Source organism: Streptomyces sp. NBC_01477 (assembly GCF_036227245.1).
Lineage (GTDB): Bacteria > Actinomycetota > Actinomycetes > Streptomycetales > Streptomycetaceae > Actinacidiphila.
The window spans coordinates 2,531,660-2,548,923 of record NZ_CP109445.1; the positions used below are offsets into that span (position 1 = coordinate 2,531,660).

General features: G+C 71.2%; 16 protein-coding genes. 6 read left to right on the forward strand and 10 right to left on the reverse strand.

Going from position 1 to position 17,264, the window contains the following annotated elements; genetic code table 11:
• Positions 1–74: 74 nt before the first annotated feature.
• The 6 genes from OHA86_RS10095 to OHA86_RS10120 all read left to right on the forward strand — a co-directional run bounded on the left by OHA86_RS10095 (position 75) and on the right by OHA86_RS10120 (position 6,178).
• Positions 75–488 (forward strand): DUF742 domain-containing protein, encoded by a 414-nt coding sequence (locus OHA86_RS10095; protein ID WP_033177620.1) that lies wholly within the window; start codon positions 75–77, stop codon positions 486–488.
• A complete protein-coding gene (locus OHA86_RS10100; protein WP_329174289.1) occupies positions 469–1,074 on the forward strand; it encodes a GTP-binding protein in 606 nt (201 codons plus the stop codon). Before OHA86_RS10095 ends, OHA86_RS10100 begins: the two co-directional genes overlap by 20 nt.
• A gap of 320 nt (positions 1,075–1,394) precedes the next feature.
• On the forward strand, positions 1,395–4,553 hold the full coding sequence (locus OHA86_RS10105) for a nitrate- and nitrite sensing domain-containing protein (RefSeq protein WP_443071686.1): 3,159 nt from the start codon (positions 1,395–1,397) through the stop codon (positions 4,551–4,553).
• Between the two features lie 10 nt (positions 4,554–4,563).
• Positions 4,564–4,977, forward strand: coding sequence for a roadblock/LC7 domain-containing protein (locus tag OHA86_RS10110; protein WP_033173109.1), 414 nt, complete (start codon positions 4,564–4,566; stop codon positions 4,975–4,977).
• 87 nt (positions 4,978–5,064) lie between these two features.
• A complete protein-coding gene (locus OHA86_RS10115) occupies positions 5,065–5,619 on the forward strand; it encodes a DUF742 domain-containing protein (RefSeq protein ID WP_329174293.1) in 555 nt (184 codons plus the stop codon).
• Positions 5,600–6,178 carry a GTP-binding protein gene (locus tag OHA86_RS10120; protein WP_251485546.1) on the forward strand — a complete coding sequence of 193 codons (579 nt, stop codon included), beginning with the start codon at positions 5,600–5,602 and terminating at the stop codon, positions 6,176–6,178. The genes OHA86_RS10115 and OHA86_RS10120 overlap by 20 nt, the downstream gene beginning before the upstream one ends.
• 102 nt (positions 6,179–6,280) lie before the next feature.
• Here OHA86_RS10120 and OHA86_RS10125 read toward each other — a convergent pair whose 3' ends face one another.
• From OHA86_RS10125 to OHA86_RS10170, 10 genes are all read right to left on the reverse strand, one after another.
• On the reverse strand, positions 6,281–6,487 hold the full coding sequence (locus tag OHA86_RS10125) for an acyl-CoA carboxylase subunit epsilon (RefSeq protein ID WP_329174296.1): 207 nt from the start codon (positions 6,485–6,487) through the stop codon (positions 6,281–6,283).
• 14 nt (positions 6,488–6,501) lie between these two features.
• Positions 6,502–8,085 carry an acyl-CoA carboxylase subunit beta gene (locus tag OHA86_RS10130; RefSeq protein ID WP_329174297.1) on the reverse strand — a complete coding sequence of 528 codons (1,584 nt, stop codon included), beginning with the start codon at positions 8,083–8,085 and terminating at the stop codon, positions 6,502–6,504.
• A 170-nt stretch (positions 8,086–8,255) separates the two neighbouring features.
• Complete coding sequence (locus OHA86_RS10135; RefSeq protein ID WP_329174299.1) at positions 8,256–9,125, reverse strand: HpcH/HpaI aldolase/citrate lyase family protein; 870 nt, start codon at positions 9,123–9,125, stop codon at positions 8,256–8,258.
• Entirely contained in the window at positions 9,122–10,207 is a 1,086-nt protein-coding gene (locus tag OHA86_RS10140) for an HpcH/HpaI aldolase/citrate lyase family protein (protein WP_329174301.1), read from the reverse strand. The genes OHA86_RS10135 and OHA86_RS10140 overlap by 4 nt, the downstream gene beginning before the upstream one ends.
• 64 nt (positions 10,208–10,271) lie before the next feature.
• Positions 10,272–10,760 (reverse strand): GNAT family N-acetyltransferase, encoded by a 489-nt coding sequence (locus OHA86_RS10145; RefSeq protein WP_329174303.1) that lies wholly within the window; start codon positions 10,758–10,760, stop codon positions 10,272–10,274.
• A 112-nt stretch (positions 10,761–10,872) separates the two neighbouring features.
• A complete protein-coding gene (locus OHA86_RS10150) occupies positions 10,873–11,802 on the reverse strand; it encodes a hypothetical protein (protein WP_329174305.1) in 930 nt (309 codons plus the stop codon).
• 145 nt (positions 11,803–11,947) lie between these two features.
• A complete protein-coding gene (locus OHA86_RS10155; RefSeq protein WP_329174306.1) occupies positions 11,948–12,457 on the reverse strand; it encodes a hypothetical protein in 510 nt (169 codons plus the stop codon).
• A gap of 163 nt (positions 12,458–12,620) precedes the next feature.
• On the reverse strand, positions 12,621–14,219 hold the full coding sequence (gene cimA, locus OHA86_RS10160; protein WP_329174308.1) for a citramalate synthase: 1,599 nt from the start codon (positions 14,217–14,219) through the stop codon (positions 12,621–12,623).
• A gap of 339 nt (positions 14,220–14,558) precedes the next feature.
• The gene (locus OHA86_RS10165; RefSeq protein WP_329174311.1) at positions 14,559–15,647 is read right to left on the reverse strand and encodes a branched-chain amino acid aminotransferase; all 1,089 of its coding nucleotides are present in this window, start codon (positions 15,645–15,647) and stop codon (positions 14,559–14,561) included.
• A gap of 146 nt (positions 15,648–15,793) precedes the next feature.
• Complete coding sequence (locus OHA86_RS10170; protein WP_329174313.1) at positions 15,794–16,837, reverse strand: 3-isopropylmalate dehydrogenase; 1,044 nt, start codon at positions 16,835–16,837, stop codon at positions 15,794–15,796.
• Positions 16,838–17,264: the final 427 nt, after the last annotated feature.

The following is a 17,264-nucleotide window of genomic DNA, read 5'->3' on the forward strand; positions in this document are numbered from 1 at the left end:
CTCCTGTTCCATCCGCCCCCTCGTTCCCGTTTTTCCGCACCGCGACACGCACTGCCCGGACACGGAGGACCCTCATGACCCCGCCACCCGCCTCGCCGGGCCAAGGCCCGTACGGCGCGTCCCACCACGCGCCGTACGGAGTGGAAGGTGATCAGCCGCTGGTGCGGCCGTACGCCATGACCGGTGGCCGGACCAGGCCGCGCTATCAACTCGCGATAGAGGCACTGGTCAGCACGACAGCCGACCCCTCGCAGTACGCGGGACTGCTGCCCGAGCACCAGCGGATCTGCCATCTGACCCGGGAGATCAAGTCGGTCGCCGAGATCTCTGCACTGCTGGCCATCCCGCTCGGTGTGGCCCGGATTCTCGTGGCCGACCTCGCCGAGGCCGGCATGGTCGCCATCCACCAGCCGGGCAGCGGCGAGGCCGGCGGCCAGCCTGATGTGACACTGCTTGAGAGGGTGCTCAGTGGACTTCGGAAGCTCTAGGGCGCAGCCGCAGCCGGCGTACGGTACGCCGCCGGCGCGTTCGACGACCTCCGCGAAGATCGTGGTGGCGGGCGGATTCGGTGTGGGCAAGACGACGTTCGTCGGTGCCGTCTCCGAGATCAACCCGCTGCGCACCGAAGCGGTGATGACCTCGGCGTCGGCCGGCATCGACGACCTGAGCCACGTCCAGGACAAGACCACCACGACGGTGGCCATGGACTTCGGCCGGATCACGCTGGACGACGACCTGATCCTGTACCTGTTCGGCACGCCCGGGCAGGACCGGTTCTGGTTCATGTGGGACGACCTGGTGCGCGGCGCGATCGGTGCCGTGGTGCTGGTCGACACCCGCCGCCTGGCGGACTGCTTCCCGGCCGTGGACTACTTCGAGAACAGCGGCCTGCCGTTCGTGATCGCGCTCAACGGCTTCGACGGCCACCAGCCGTACCGCCCCGAGGAGGTCCGCGAGGCCCTCCAGATCGGCCCCGAGGCACCGATCATCGTCACCGACGCCCGCCACCGCGGCGAGGCGAAGAGCGCGCTGATCACGCTGGTCGAGCACGCGCTGCTGGCACGGCTCAAATAACTCGTGACGCTGGCAACGTGCCACGTCGAAGGCCATGGGGCCGGTTGTGTCGTCGGACACGGCCGGCCCGCCTTCATAACATTTCGACAGAGTTTCCGTCGGCTGCGAACACGGCTCGCGCTCACCCGGTGCCGCAGCGCGTACACCCTTGGGCGGTTATGCCCGGCTTTGACACGGTTCCCTGTTCCGCTTTTCACCGAACGTTCGTACGTGCGCTGACGTCGGAGGTTTGGCTAGCGCCCCCATGACGTGCTGGAATTCGCAGAACCCGAGCGTAGGAACGGCCTTCGTTGCGCCGTCGCCGAGAGGTTGTTGGTCCAGTGAGGAACACGAGGCGAACCGAGGCGGGTGCCGCACACGGCCCGCGGGGGAATTTCACGCCGCCGCAGCGCCCCGGGGGCACTCCCGCGGACCGGGCCGCGGAAGTGCCGGAACTGCCCGATCCTGGTGGCCGTTTCAGCGTGCGGAACTGGCGGGTGGCCACCCGGCTGAACGCGATCCTCCTGATACCCGTGCTCGTCGCCCTGGTCTTCGGCGGCTTCCGGGTCAACAGCTCGGTGCAGACCTGGAACCAGGCCGATGACGCGGTGCGCACCGCGAACCTGGTCAGGGCCGCGGCGACGTACAGCAACACACTGATCAACGAGCGCGACCTCACGGTGGTTCCGCTGCTCGCCGGCAAGCGCACCGACCCGGCCGTCAGCACCGCGCGGGCCGCCACCGACGCCGCCGCCCAGGCCTTCGACGACGTCGCGGCCCGGATGCCGCACGAGGCGGGCCTCGAACGCCGGATGGCGAACTTCCGCACGGTGGAGCCCGAACTGGCCAGCCTCCGCAAGGCCGCGTTCACCCGCCAGCTCTCCGGTGTGCAGACCGAGGAGTGGTACGTCAAGATCCAGCACCCGCTGATGGAGCTGGCCAACGAACTGGGCTACGGCACCAGCAACATCACCGCCTACGGCCGGACGCTCTACGCCGTCTCGCTGTCGAAGGCCGCCGAGTCGCTGACCCGGTCGATCGGTATGCACATCCTGGTCGAGGACAAGCCCAGCCCGACCGAGCTGGCGCTGCTCAAGACCGCGCTCGGCTCGTACCAGTACCTGGAGGGCATCGCCCTCCAGGAGTACAACGGCGGCGGTACCGCGGCCGACGTCCAGCGGCTGAAGGACGCGCAGAACGCCGCGCTGGAGAAGGGCCGCGACCAGACCGCGGTCGCCCGGGACAAGGCGGTCACCGCGGGCCGCAGTTTCGTGGTGCCGCCGGAGCTGGCCAAGATGGTCAGCGAGATCGCCACCCCCGGCCGCACCGTGGCCCAGCTCCAGGCCGAGGGCATCACCCCCGAGACGTACTTCGCGGCGTCCACGCTGTCCTTCGACGCCTACCGCTCGGTCGAGGTGCACCTCGCCGACCAGGCGGCGGGCGACGCGGCGAGGATCGCCTCGAACGCCAAGCGGGACGCGCTCCTCAACTCCGCGATCGTGGTGGTCGCGCTGATCATCGCCTTCATCCTGGCGGGCATGATGGCCCGCACCATGAGCCGCAGCATGCGGCGGCTGCGCGGGGCGGCCTTCGAGATCGCCGAGACCCGGCTGCCGGGCATGGTCGACCAGCTGTCGCGCACCGACCCCGGCCGGGTGGACACGGCGGTCGCGCCGATCCCGATCAACACCAGGGACGAGATCGGCGAGGTCGCCAGGGCCTTCGACCAGGTGCACCGCGAGGCGGTCAGGCTGGCCGCCGAGCAGGCGCTGCTGCGGGGCAACGTCAACGCGATCTTCACCAACCTCTCGCTGCGCAACCAGGGCCTCATCCAGCGCCAGCTCGCGCTGATCACCGAGCTGGAGAACAACGAGGCGGACCCGGACCAGCTGGCGAGCCTGTTCAAGATGGACCACCTCGCCACCCGCATGCGGCGCAACGGCGAGAACCTGCTGGTGCTCGCGGGCGAGGAGCCGGCCAGGCAGTGGAACCAGGCGGTGCCGCTGGTGGACGTGCTGCGGGCGGCGGCCTCCGAGGTGGAGGCGTACGACCGCATCGAGCTGGTCGGCATCCCCGACACCGACATCCACGGCAGCGCCGTCAGCGACCTGGTGCACCTGCTGGCCGAGCTGCTGGAGAACGCCACCACCTTCTCGTCGCCGCAGACCAAGGTGCGGGTGACCGCGACCCGGCTGCCGGACGGCCGGGTGATGATCGAGATCCACGACAAGGGCATCGGGCTGACCGCGGAGGACTTCGCGGACATCAACCACAAGCTGGCCGAGCCGCCCACGGTGGACGTGGAGGTCGCCAAGCGGATGGGCCTGTTCGTGGTCGGCCGGCTGTCCGACCGGCACGGCATCCGGGTGCAGTTGCGGCCCTCGGGCGAGCAGGCCGGCACCACCTCGCTGGTGATGCTGCCGGAGCCGATCACCCACGGCGGTGGCGGCGAGGAGGACCCGGGCGAGGGCGAGACCGACTTCACGGTGTCGCGGATCGTGCCCGAGGCACCGGAGCCGCCCGCGCAGGACCGTTCGTACGAGACCGCGGAGCTGGGCCGGCGCACCGCGGCGGAACTGGGCTTCGACGACTCGCGCTACGACCGGCCCGCGGCCGTCGAGGCCGAGGGCGCCCCGGCGCTCGATCCGGTGGGCCGCTCGCTGCGGCGCGAGGGCCGCAGGGCGCAGCTGGAGGCGGCGGCGACCACCGACCGCGAGGACGGGCGGCAGCCGCAGCAGCCGTACGAAGCACCGCCGGCCCCGCCGGAGCTGAGGGAGCCGCCGCAGCAGGTCCAGGAAGGCCCCTACGAGCCCCGCAGCGGCTACGAACCCGCGGGTTCGTACGACCAGGGCTTCACCTCCGGATACCAGCAGCAGACGTACGACCAGGGCTTCCAGAACGGCTACCCGCAGCAGGGCTACCCGGCACAGCCAGAAGTCCCTTATGAGCAGAACGGTTTCTTCGCGCAGTCGTACGCACCGCGGGGCGAGGAGCCGGAGATGGTCTACGACCCCGGCTACGACCGCGACTTCGGTTCCGGCGACTTCAACGGGCTCCCCGAGCAGCCGTCCGAGAGCGTAGGCTCCCCTTCGCTGACGGACGCCGGCCTGCCGCGCCGCGACCGGAAGCCCCGTGAATCACCTCAGGAACAGCCTGCGCAGGAGTCGCCCGAACCTCAGAACCAGCCGCAGCCGGACCCGTCCGGGTGGCGGTCGAACAACGACGAGAACTGGCAGCGGGCCGAGGCGGTCCGCGAGCCGAAGGCAGGCGGGGTCACCCCCTCCGGCCTGCCACGGCGGGTGCCCAAGGCCAACCTGGTCCCGGGTACCGCGACGCAGACCCCGCAGGGCGGCCCACAGGTCTCCCGCGCACCCGAGGACGTCCGCGGCAGGTTGAGTAACCTGCGGCGTGGCGTCCAGCAGGGGCGCACTGCTGGAACTGACACGAACGGACAGGCCCCCGACAGCACCTTCGGCGGCCCCCAGAACCAGGAGCGCTAAGTTGAGTCCGATGAGCCAGGCGGCACAGAACCTGAACTGGTTGATCACCAACTTCGTGGACAACACCCCCGGGGTGTCCCACACCGTGGTGGTCTCCGCCGACGGCCTGCTGCTCGCGATGTCCGACGGATTCCCCCGCGACCGCGCCGACCAGCTCGCCGCCGTCGCCTCCGGCCTGACCTCCCTCACCGCCGGAGCCTCCCGCATCTTCGAAGGCGGCAGCGTCAACCAGACCGTCGTCGAAATGGAACGCGGCTTCCTCTTCATCATGTCCGTCTCCGACGGCTCATCCCTGGCCGTACTCGCCCACCCCGAGTGCGACATCGGCCTCGTCGGCTACGAAATGGCCCTGCTCGTCGACCGCGCAGGCACCGTACTCACCCCCGACCTCAGGGCCGAACTGCAGGGCAGCCTGCTCAACTAGCTCAACCAGCGAACGGGCGTGCGGGCGCGCCCTGGTCCCTTCCAGGGGCCCGGGCGGTGCTTGGCAGCCGTATCAGGAGGAGGACTCGTGAGCACGTCTCCCGGCGCAGAGCCGTATGGCAGCCCGCACCAGCCACCTGTGAACCCGTACCAGTTCCCGTCCGCTCCGGCCCCGGAGCCCGAGCCCTACCGGCCGCCGAGGCAGCCGCACATCCAGCCCTACCAGCCGCCGCAGGCACCGCCCCCGCAGGCACCGCGCGGCGGCCAGGGCGACGGGACCGGTGGCCGGCGCTCGCAGACGCCGACCGGGTTCGTCCGCCCGTACGCGATGACCGGCGGCCGTACCAGGCCGCGCTACCAGCTCGCCATCGAGGCGCTGGTCAGTACCACCGCCGACCCCGAGCGGCTGCGCGGGCAGCTGCCGGAACACCAGCGGATCTGCCTGCTGTGCCGGGACATCAAGTCGATCGCGGAGATCTCCGCGCTGCTGACGATCCCGCTCGGCGTGGTCAGGATCCTGGTGGCCGACCTGGCCGAGGCCGGGCTGGTCACGATTCACCAACCCGGCGGCGACGAGGCCGCGGGGGGACAGCCAGATGTGACTTTGCTTGAGAGGGTGCTCAGTGGACTTCGGAAGCTCTAGCGGCCCGGCGCGCGCCACTACTTCCGCGAAAATCGTGGTGGCGGGCGGGTTCGGCGTGGGCAAGACCACGTTCGTCGGTGCCGTGTCGGAGATCAATCCGCTGCGCACGGAAGCCGTGATGACCTCCGCGTCGGCCGGCATCGACGACCTGACGCACGCGCCCGACAAGACCACCACGACGGTGGCCATGGACTTCGGCCGGATCACCCTGGACCAGGACCTGATCCTCTACCTGTTCGGCACCCCCGGGCAGGACCGCTTCTGGTTCATGTGGGACGACCTGGTACGCGGCGCGATCGGCGCGATCGTCCTGGTCGACACCCGGCGGCTGGCGGACTGCTTCCCGGCCGTGGACTACTTCGAGAACAGCGGCCTGCCGTTCGTGATCGCGCTCAACGGCTTCGACGGCCACCAGCCCTACGGGCCCGAGGAGGTCCGCGAGGCCCTCCAGATCGGCCCCGAGGCACCGATCATCGTCACCGACGCCCGCCACCGCGGCGAGGCGAAGAGCGCGCTGATCACCCTGGTCGAGCACGCCCTGATGGCACGGCTGCGCTAGCCGGCGCCCCGGCGCCCGCCCGGCGGCACACGAAGGCCCCGCACCTGCTGCTGCTGGTGCGGGGCCTTCGCCTTGCTCCGGTCGCCGTACGGCGGGAAGGGCTCAGCCCTGCCAGGAGTGCGGGGCGCGGAAGCCCGGGGTGCGCTCGAGGCGCCGCCAGGCGGCGGTGGAGCGGGCCGGGAGGTCGGCGGCGTCGCCGCCGCCGTGCGCCGCCGCCCTGGCGAGCAGGATCGCGGTGATCGCGGCCAGCTCCTCCGGGGCAGCGTGGCCCTTCTCGACACGCACGTGCGGATCGGTGGGAGTGCTCACAGTGGTCTCCATGGCTACTGGGGAGGATTGCCGTGCTTGCGCGATGGTAGGTCGGCGTGCTTGGTGCGGAGCATGGACAGCGAGCTGATCAGCACCTCGCGGGTCTCGGCCGGGTCGATGACGTCGTCGACCAGGCCGCGCTCCGCGGCGTAGTAGGGATGCATCAGTTCGGCCTTGTACTCCTTGACCATGCGTGCACGCATCGCCTCGGGGTCGTCCGCGTCGGCGATCTGCCGGCGGAAGATGACGTTGGCCGCGCCCTCCGCGCCCATCACCGCGATCTCGTTGGTCGGCCACGCGTAGGTGAGGTCGGCGCCGATGGACTGGCTGTCCATCACGATGTACGCGCCGCCATAGGCCTTGCGCAGGATCAGCGAGATCCTCGGGACGGTGGCGTTGCAGTAGGCGTAGAGCAGTTTCGCACCGTGCCTGATGATTCCACCGTGCTCCTGGGCGACGCCCGGTAGGAAGCCGGGTACGTCCAACAGGGTGACGATCGGGATGTTGAAGGCGTCGCACATCTGGACGAAGCGGGCGGATTTCTCCGACGCCTCGATGTCCAGGACGCCGGCGAGCGAGGCGGGCTGGTTGGCGACGATGCCGACGACCTGGCCGTCCAGCCGGGACAGGGCGCAGATGATGTTGGTGGCCCAGCGCTCGTGGATCTCCAGGAACTCGCCGTCGTCGACGATCTCCTCGATGACCTTGTGCATGTCGTACCCGCGGTTGCCGTCCGCGGGCACCAGGTCGAGCAGTACGTCGCCGCGCCGGTCGACCGGGTCCTGGGACTCGACGGCGGGCGGGTTCTCGCGGTTGTTCTGCGGCAGCAGCGAGAGCAGGTAGCGGACCTCTTCGAGACAGGTCTGCTCGTCGTCGTAGGCGAAGTGCGAGACACCGGAGACCGACGAGTGGACGTCGGCGCCGCCCAGGCCGTTCTGGGTGATCTGCTCACCGGTGACGGCCTGCACCACGTCGGGGCCGGTGATGAACATCTGCGAGGTCTCGCGGACCATGAACACGAAGTCGGTGAGCGCCGGCGAGTAGGCGGCGCCGCCCGCGCACGGGCCGAGCATCACGCTGATCTGCGGGATCACCCCGGAGGCGCGGGTGTTGCGCTGGAAGATGCCGCCGTATCCGGCCAGCGCCGAGACGCCCTCCTGGATACGCGCGCCGGCCCCGTCGTTGAGCGACACCAGCGGGGCGCCGGCCGAGATGGCCATGTCCATGATCTTGTGGATCTTCGTCGCGTGGGCCTCGCCCAGCGCGCCGCCGAAGATCCGGAAGTCGTGCGCGTAGACGAAGACCGTACGGCCGTGCACCAGGCCCCAGCCGGTGATCACACCGTCGGTGTAGGGGCGCTTCTCCTCCAGCCCGAACCCGGTCGCCCGGTGCCGCCGCAGGGGCTCCACCTCGCGGAAGGTGCCCTCGTCCAGCAGCAGGTCGATCCGCTCGCGGGCGGTGAGCTTGCCCTTGGCACGCTGGGCCGCGGTGGCCTTCTCGCTCGGTCCGCGGACGACCTCCGCGCGGATGGCGTGCAGTTCGGCCACCCGCCCGCGGGCGTCGTTCACCTCGGCGGGCACCTCTTGCGATGTGGTCATGCAACGACAGTACGAGCCGCGGGCCGGAAAACAGGCCATCGACTTCGTACAGTGTCCGTCCCCGCTTCATGGCGGATCCCCACAGAAGCGCACAACAGCGGGGCTCCGCGGTACGGTCGCGGCGCCCCGCCGTTCCTCCGCCGCCACCGGGCGACACGCACACGTGACCGTCAGCGGCCCTCGACGGCGGCGGCCAGCGCGAGTACCCGTCTGGCCTCCTCCACATGGAGGTTCTCGATCATCCTGCCGTCCACGGTGACCACTCCGCGGCCCTGTGACGTGGCCTGATCGAAGGCTTCGATGATCTTCCGGGAGCGCTCGACGTCCGCGGCGGCGGGGGCGAAGACCCGGTTGCAGGGCTCCAGCTGGCGGGGATGGATGAGCGTTTTGCCGTCGAAGCCGAGCTGCCGCGCTTGGAGGGTTTCGGCTTCGAATCCGGTCAGATCCTGGACGTCGTTGTAGACACCGTCCAAGATGACCCGGCCGGTGGCGCGGGCCGCGAGCAGGGCCATGGACAGCGCGGTGAGCAGCGGGGCGCGGCCCGGCACGTGCTCGGCGTGCAGTTCCTTGGCCAGATCGTTGGTGCCCATGACCAGCACGGTCAGCCGCTCGCTGGCCGCGGCGATCCGCCGGGCGTCGAACATCGCGGCGGGTGTCTCGATCATCGCCCAGACGGCCGTACGGTCGGGCGCGCCGGCCGCCTCCAGCGCGGCCACCACGGCGGTGACCGTCTCCGGCGCGTCCACCTTGGGCACCACGACCGCGTCGGGTCCGGCCTCGGCCGCGGCCCGCAGGTCGTCGGCGTGCCAGGGGGTGCCGGGCGCGTTGACCCGGATCGTCACCTCGCGGTGGCCGTAGTCGCCGCTCGCGGCGGCCGCGGCCACCCGGTCCCTGGCCGCCTTCTTGGCGTCGGGCGCGACCGAGTCCTCCAGGTCGAGGATCAGCGCGTCGGTGGGGAGGGTGCGGGCCTTCTCCAGGGCGCGTTCGTTGGCGCCGGGCATGTAGAGGACCGAGCGGCGGGGGCGGGGGGTATCGGTCATCGCCGGCCTGCCTTCCCGGCCGCGGCGTAGGCCTCGGCCAGTTCGGGGTCGCGGGCGGCGAGGGTGTCGGCGAGCCCGGCGACCACCTGGCACTGCTTGTAGGTGGCGTCGTCCTGCATCTTGCCGTCGATCATCACCGCGCCGGTGCCGTCGCCCATCGCGCCGATCACCCGCCGCGCCCAGGCGACGTCCTCGGGCGCGGGCGAGAAGACCCGCTTGGCGATGGCGATCTGGGCCGGGTGCAGCGACCAGGCGCCGACGCAGCCGAGCAGGAAGGCGTTGCGGAACTGGTCCTCGCACGCGGTGACGTCCTGGATGTCGCCGAAGGGGCCGTAGTACGGCAGGATGCCGTGCGCCGCGCAGGCGTCGACCATCCGGGCGAGCGTGTAGTGCCACAGGTCCTGCTGGTACGTCGCCCGGGGCGCGTCGGCGGGGCTCCCCCCGCCGGAGGCCGAGGGCGGGTCCTCGCGGACCAGGTAGCCGGGGTGGCCGCCGCCGACCCTGGTGGTCTTCATCCGCCGGCTGGCGGCCAGGTCGGCGGGGCCGAGCGAAATGCCCTGCATACGGGGGCTGGCGCCGGCGATCTCCTCGACATTGGCCACGCCCGCGGCGGTCTCCAGGATCGCGTGCACCAGGATCGGCCGGCGCAGGCCCGCCCGTGCCTCCAGCTGGGCCAGCAGCCGGTCGACGTAGTGGATGTCGTGCGCGCCCTCCACCTTGGGGACCATCACGACGTCGAGCCGGTCGCCGATCTCGGTGACCAGGGTGAGCAGGTCGTCCAGCGCCCAGGGCGAGTCCAGGCTGTTGATACGGGTCCACAGCTGGGTGCCGCCGAAGTCGGTGCCCTTGGCGACGGCGACCAGGCCCGCGCGGGCGGCCTCCTTGCGGTCGGAGGGGACGGCGTCCTCCAGATTGCCGAGCAGTACGTCCACCGCGGGGGCCAGGGCGGGGACCTTGGCGGCCATCTTCTCGTTGCCGGGGTCGAAGAAGTGGATCATCCGCGAGGGCCGGAAGGGCACCTCGCGCAGGGGCTCGGGCGCCCCCACAGCCAGCGGGCGGAAGAAGTCCTTCGCCGAGCGCATGCGATCTCCCGGTGGGTCGGGTCGAGGGTTCGCCGCTCACCCTATGACCGCCGGGGCGCGGATATTACCCGTCAGTACGTGTGCTGTTGGTCACCGGCTGCCAGCGCATCGTCAGGTCCGGTTCGTTCTCCATGTTGCGCGATCCGTCGTTGCTGTCGACCACCGTGAAGCCGTGGCGGGTGTAGAAAGCCCTGGCTCGCGTATTGCGCTGGAAGACGGCGAGCGTCAGCCCGTCGGGGCGGTGCGCCTTCGCGGTGCCGAGCAGCGCGGTCCCGATGCCCTGCCGCAGGACGTCGGCGAGCAGATACAGGGCGTCCAGCTCGTCCCCCCCGACGGCCGCGTAGCCGACCACCCGGCCGTCGGCGCCGACCGCCACCCAGACCTCGGACGTGGCCATGACCACGTCCCGCACCCACGCCTCGACCTCCGCGTCACTGCGCCTGCGCGGCGGCAGGTAGGGCATCGTCACCTCCCGCGAGGCGATGTGGACATGGGCCACGGCGGCGGCGTCCGCGGGCACGGCCGCACGGACGGTGAAGGAGGCGTTGGTCACCGCGGCACCCTATGGGCCGCGGGGGGCGGGCCGACACCGGTTTTCGCCCCCCCCGGGGCCGGGGGCCTGCCGGAGAGCCGGGGGGCTCATCGCGGGGCCGGGGCCTGCCGGCTCACAGCGGCGGGAGCCGCAGCGGCCCGGCGCCGGCCCGGGCGTCGCGGATGACGGTCGGCTCGTCGGTGAGGGCGCCGTCGAGGTCGGTCGTGACGGCCAGTACGTGGTTGCCCAGCCGGGCCGGGCCGCTCTGCTCCGAGCCGTCCCTGAAGACGACATGGGCCCGCAGCCGGTCCACCCGGCCGGTCACCAGCCGGGTGAGGCTCATGACGGCGGTCGCGCGGGCGCCGGGGCTCACCCGCGCCAGCCAGGCGTCGGCGCCGGCCGTGACCGCGGCCTCGTAGCGCTGCCACAGCGAAAAGGGGTGCACGAGGCTCAGTCCGAGCGCGCCCGCGGTGCCGAAGGAGGCCCGGTAGTACGGCCGCCGGCCGCTCAGCGCGGCCAGCCTGCGGGTGGCGGTGAGCCGCAGCAGGGTCGGCAGCGACGGGTCGCGGTCCCGCGGCAGGGCGCGTACGACCGCGGGGTCGGCGATCAGGACGGAGGTCGCGGGCGCGCCGGGCCGCCGGGCCAGGCAGTCGCGCAGGCCCGCCAGGAAGTCCGTGACCGTGTCGTTGGTCGGGTCGGCCGCGATCCACGGGTCGGCGACGACGCGGCCGAGCCCGTGGACCTCGTAGCCGCCCCGGCGCAGGGCGGCGGCCAGCGCCCGCCATTCCCGGGCCGCGGCGAGGCCGTCCTCGATCGCCTCGCCGAGCTGCCCGGCGGTCGGCGCCGCCCGGTCCACCCGCAGGCGGACGAAGGCGTCGTGGTCGTCCAGCACCCGGAAGAGGATCTCGGCGCCGCCGGAAGCGGGGAAGCGAGGCCGCGCCGAGATCACCGCCAAACGGCCGGGGAAGCAGCGCTCGGCCGCGTCCGCCGCCAGGCGCCCGGACCGGCGGGCGGCAGGCGTTCCGGCCAGTCTGCCGAGCAGCATCACCGCCGAAACGATCACGTTCTCCCACCCCCCTCGACCTCGGCTGCGCCGAGGCTAACCGGGGGCGGCGGGGGGCCGCCTGAGCACGCGTACTCAACTCCGGGCAGGTAGTCCGCGCCGGGGGCGGGGCCGCGGGGGGTGCGGCCCCGCCCGTCGTGGCGGGTCAGCAGCCGCAGCTGTAGTACAGGGCGTCCCAGTGGCTGCCCTCGTCGGCGTAGATGTTGCCGGACGCGGCCTGGTACTGCGGGTATCCGTCACCGCGCAGGCCGATGTAGGTGAAGGAGTTGTGGACGTAGTTCGTCAGGCAGGTGTTCTTGCCGAAGTCGAGCTTGTAGCCGTTCCAGTGCGAGTAGGTGCCGCTGGCGTGGCCGGTCTCGGTGCCGCCGGTGATGTTGAGGGCGCAGCCGCTGGAGTGCTTGAGGGTGACCGCGCCCTGGGCGGTGGCCTGGTTGAGCTGGTCGAAGGACGTGCAGGTCGACACGTTGCGGTTGGAACACCCGCCGGACGACGACCAGGTGATGCCCGCGGCGCTGAACATGCTCGTCGCCTGGGCGTGGGTGAGCTTGGTGACGGCGAAGGCGTCGGTGGACGCGGCCAGGCCGACACCGGGTGCGAACAGAGCGGTGCCGACGAGGGTGAGAACGCTCGTCACGGTACGGATACGCAGTCGCATGCGATTTCCTCCTGCTGGTTCCGCTGGGGTGGGCGTGGTGCAGGTGGCGCAGGAGGAGTGTGCCCGAGGTCTACGCGCGTCGCCAAGATGTTTTGCTAATGAACATGACAGACCGGCCGCCCGGCGGGGGATTTCCCGCCGGACGACCGGTATGCGAACGCGGCTACTCCTGCGGGTCGAGCCCCGCCCGCAGCAGCCCGTACGTGTAGGCGTCGTCAAGTGCCTGCCAGGACGCGGCGATCACGTTGTCCGCGACCCCGACCGTGGACCACTCGGTCTCGCCGTCGGTGGTGGTGATCAGCACCCGGGTCGTCGAGTCGGTGCCCGAGGTGCCTTCCAGGATGCGGACCTTGTAGTCGACCAGGGCGAACTCGGCGAGCTTGGGGTAGATCTGCTCCAGCGCGCTGAGCAGCGCCCGGTCCAGCGCGTTGACCGGGCCGTTGCCCTCGGCGGTGGCGACGATCCGCTCGCCCTTCGCCCACATCTTCACCGTCGCCTCGTTGGCGTGCGTACCGTCCGGGCGGTCCTCGGTGATGACCCGCCAGGACTCGGTACGGAAGTAGCGCTGCGGCCTGCCGTTGATCTCGGCCCGCAGCAGCAGCGCGAACGACGCGTCGGCGGCCTCGTACGTGTACCCCTTCAGCTCGCGCTCCTTGACGCGCGCCACCACCCGGCCGACCAGCTCGCGGTCCTCGCCGAGATCGATGCCCAGCTCGCGGCCCTTGAGTTCGATCGAGGCGCGGCCGGCCATGTCGGAGACCAGCATCCGCATGGTGTTGCCGACCTGCTCGGGGTCGATGTGCTGGTAGAGGTCGGGGTCCACCTTGATGGCGGAGGCGTGCAGGCCCGCCTTGTGCGCGAAGGCGGACACGCCCACGTACGGCTGGTGCGTGGACGGCGGCAGGTTGACGACCTCGGCGATGGCGTGCGAGATCCTGGTCATCTCGCCGAGTGCGCCCTCGGGCAGCACCCGGCGGCCGTGCTTGAGCTCCAGCGCGGCGACCACCGGGAAGAGGTTGGAGTTGCCGACCCGCTCGCCGTAGCCGTTGGCGGTGCACTGCACATGGGTGGCGCCCGCGTCCACGGCGGCCAGGGTGTTGGCGACCGCGCAGCCGGTGTCGTCCTGGGCGTGGATGCCGAGCCGGGCGCCGGTGTCGGCGAGCACCAGGCCGGTCACGGCCTGCACCTGGGCGGGCAGCATCCCGCCGTTGGTGTCGCACAGCACCACGACGGACGCGCCCGCCTCGTGCGCGGCCCGTACGACCTGGGTGGCGTAGGCGGCGTTGGCCTTGTAGCCGTCGAAGAAGTGCTCGCAGTCCACGAACACCCGGCGCCCCTGGGCGACCAGGTGGGAGACGGTGTCGGCGACCATCGCCAGGTTCTCCTCCAGCGTGGTGCGCAGCGCCAGTTCGACGTGGCGGTCGTGCGACTTGGCGACCAGGGTGATCACCGGGGCGCCCGAGTCGAGCAGCGCCGTGACCTGGGGGTCGTCGGCGGCCTTGGCGCCCGGCCTGCGGGTCGCGCCGAACGCGACCAGGGTGGCGTGCTTGAGGTCCAGCTCCTTGACGGCACGGGCGAAGAACTCGGTGTCGCGGGGGTTGGCTCCCGGCCAGCCGCCCTCGATGAATCCCACCCCGAAGTCGTCCAGGTGCCGGGCGATCGTCAGCTTGTCGGCGACGGTGAGGTTGATCCCCTCACGCTGGGCGCCGTCGCGCAGCGTCGTGTCGAAGACATGGAAGCTGTCGTCCGGTTCGGCGGTCATGGCTGTCGTAACTCCTGTCGGGTGAGTGGGTTGCCGCCGGATGCGCTGGCATCCGGAGGGTCCAGCTCCACTTGCCCCCATCATCCCTCGTGCGGTTCCGCCTCCGGCACGGGTGGTCCGGGAAACGAAAAAACCTCTCGCGGATGCGAGAGGTCTGCACGCGGGTCTGGGACACGGTGACGTTCCACTGGGGTCAGGGGGGCGTCACTGCGGACCGGCGTGCCTGCTGCCAATAATGACGGCGTACGAGAGCACGCGGTCAGTCTTGCACACGGTCGGCCCGGGCGGCGTGTGATCTCACCATCCGGGCCGAGCCCGCTCCCGCCCCCCGCGGGGGCGCTAGGCGCCCAGGGGGTGCATCCAGGCGTGGGGGTCGGGGGCGCGCCCCGTCTGGATGTCGAGGAGTGCCGCACGCAGCCGCATCGTGACCGGCCCGGGGGCGCCGTCGGCCACCGGCCAGGCCGCCCGGGTCGACTTCACCGAGCCCACCGGGGTGATCACCGCGGCCGTGCCGCAGGCGAAGACCTCCGTGAGGGTGCCGTCCTCGTGCTGGCGGCGCCAGTCCTCGACACTGATCCGGCCCTCGGCCACCTCGTAGCCGAGGTCGGCGGCGATGGACAGCAGCGAGTCGCGGGTGATGCCCGGGAGCAGCGAGCCGGACAGCTCAGGAGTGACGATTCTGTTGCCGTACACGAAGTACAGGTTCATCCCGCCCATCTCCTCGATCCAGCGGCGCTCGATCGCGTCCAGCCAGACCACCTGGTCGCAGCCGTGCTCGATGGCCTGGGCCTGGGCGACGAGGGAGGCGGCGTAATTGCCGCCGGTCTTGGCCGCGCCGGTGCCGCCGGGCGCGGCGCGCACGTACTCCTCGGACAGCCAGACCGAGACGGGCTGGACGCCGCCGGAGAAGTAGGCGCCGGCCGGGGAGGCGATCACCAGGAAGAGGTATTCGTTGGCCGGGCGCACTCCGAGGCCGACCTCGGTGGCGATCATGAAGGGCCGCAGGTAGAGCGACGCCTCGCCCTCGGTGGGCACCCATGCCTTGTCCTGCCTGACCAGCACGTCGCAGGCCTCGACGAAGGTCTCCACGGGCAGCTCGGGCATCGCCAGCCGCCGCGCGGAGGCCCGGAAGCGCTCGGCGTTGGCCTCGGGCCGGAAGGTCGCGACACCGCCGTCGGGCTGCCGGTAGGCCTTGAGGCCCTCGAAGATGGTCTGCGCGTAGTGCAGCGTCATGTTGGCCGGGTCGATCGACAGCGGCGCGTACGGGACCAGCTGCGCGTCGTGCCAGCCGCGGCCCTCGGTCCACTTGATGGTGACCATGTGATCGGTGAAGGACCGGCCGAAGCCCGGGGCGGCCAGGATCGCGTCGCGCTCGGTGGCGGACAGCGGGTGGGCGGACGGCTTCAGCTCGATTGTGGGGGTCGTCATGTGTGTGTCCTTCACCGTGTCTCGTTCTCTCGCTGCCGGCTTGGGCCGTCCGCACTGATAGGACGTCCGACTTTCCCGTCATACCGCGGCCCCGCCTCTGTCGATTATCGCAGCGGCGGGGCCGGGTACCTACCTCTGGTGGCCGGTCAGCCGGAGACGCGGGCGGCCAGCGCGTCGCCGATCTCGACCGTGGACCGTACCGGCCCGTCCGCGCGCTCGGCGAGGTCGGCCTGCACGGCGGTGTCGATACGGTCGGCCTCGGCGTCGTAGCCCAGGTGCCGCAGCAGCAGCGCCACGGACAGGACGGTCGCGGTCGGGTCGGCCTTGGACTGGCCCGCGATGTCCGGGGCCGATCCGTGGACCGGCTCGAACATCGAGGGGAACTCGCGGCCCGGGTTGATGTTGCCGCTGGCCGCGACGCCGATACCGCCGGAGACGGCGGCGGCGAGGTCGGTGATGATGTCGCCGAAGAGGTTGTCGGTGACGATCACGTCGAAGCGCTCGGGCTGGGTGACCAGGAAGATGGTCGCCGCGTCGACGTGCAGGTAGTCGGTGCTGACCTCGGGGAACTCCCGGCCGACCGTCTCGAAGATCCGGGTCCACAGGTGGCCGGCGTGCACCAGCACGTTGTTCTTGTGCACCAGGGTGAGCTTCTTGCGCGGACGGCCCTGCGCGCGCACGTACGCGTCGCGCACGACCCGCTCGATACCGAAGGCGGTGTTGAGGCTGACCTCGGTGGCGACCTCCTGCGGGGTGCCGGACCTGATCACCCCGCCGTTGCCGGTGTAGGGGCCTTCGGTGCCCTCGCGGACGACCACGAAGTCGATCTCGGGGCTGCCCGCGAGCGGCGTGCCGACACCCGGGTAGAGCTTGCTCGGGCGCAGGTTCACATGGTGGTCGAAGGCGAAGCGGAGCTTCAGCAGGAAGCCGCGCTCCAGGACGCCGGACGGCACCGAGGGGTCGCCGATGGCGCCCAGCAGGATCGCGTCGTGCTCCTTGAGCCGGTCGAGGTCCTCGTCGGTGAGGGTCTGCCCGGTGGCGTGGTAGCGCTTCGCGCCGAAGTCGAACTCCCGGGTCTCCAGCTTGACGTCCTGCGGGAGAACGGCGGAGAGGACCTTGAGCCCTTCCGCGACGACTTCCTGGCCGATTCCGTCACCGGGGATCACTGCGAGGCTGAGGCTTCGAGACATGTCCGGCACCGTACTCCCCATCCCAGCGGGTGACACCGCATGTCCGCATGCCGGACACGGCGTCCGCCGGAGAGCGGCGGCGGCTCACCCGCGGCGTGGGGTCAGCGCCGTTCGTGGCCGGTGCTGCCGCCGTTGTCGCGGCGGTCGAGGCTGCGCTGCAGGGCGCGCTGGGCATTCTGGCGTGCGGTGTCGTCCATGGGGATCAACTCCTGGGGGGAAAGCAGGCGGAAGCCGGGGATGCGGGCGAATGCGGTGCTGCCGCGGAACGGGGCGGGGGTCCTGGCGGCGGGGGGTGACCCGCTCGGCAACTGCTCAGGACGCGCGTCCGCCGCTCGCCGGATGAGGCGAGACGTTCGGCTCCCTACAACGCTAGGTCAGTCCGGTCGTCCTGTCGCCACAATTACTCGGACTTCCTACTATCTGAGAC

Bases quoted from the DNA above. Each gene is read 5' to 3' on its own strand.
- OHA86_RS10110 (WP_033173109.1), top strand. From the start codon at position 4,564: ATGAGCCAGGCGGCACAGAACCTGAACTGGTTGATCACCAACTTCGTG.
- OHA86_RS10130 (WP_329174297.1), bottom strand. From the start codon at position 8,085: ATGACCACATCGCAAGAGGTGCCCGCCGAGGTGAACGACGCCCGCGGG.
- OHA86_RS10135 (WP_329174299.1), bottom strand. From the start codon at position 9,125: ATGACCGATACCCCCCGCCCCCGCCGCTCGGTCCTCTACATGCCCGGC.
- OHA86_RS10095 (WP_033177620.1), top strand. From the start codon at position 75: ATGACCCCGCCACCCGCCTCGCCGGGCCAAGGCCCGTACGGCGCGTCC.
- OHA86_RS10165 (WP_329174311.1), bottom strand. From the start codon at position 15,647: ATGACGACCCCCACAATCGAGCTGAAGCCGTCCGCCCACCCGCTGTCC.
- OHA86_RS10140 (WP_329174301.1), bottom strand. From the start codon at position 10,207: ATGCGCTCGGCGAAGGACTTCTTCCGCCCGCTGGCTGTGGGGGCGCCC.
- cimA (WP_329174308.1), bottom strand. From the start codon at position 14,219: ATGACCGCCGAACCGGACGACAGCTTCCATGTCTTCGACACGACGCTG.
- OHA86_RS10170 (WP_329174313.1), bottom strand. From the start codon at position 16,837: ATGTCTCGAAGCCTCAGCCTCGCAGTGATCCCCGGTGACGGAATCGGC.
- OHA86_RS10155 (WP_329174306.1), bottom strand. From the start codon at position 12,457: ATGCGACTGCGTATCCGTACCGTGACGAGCGTTCTCACCCTCGTCGGC.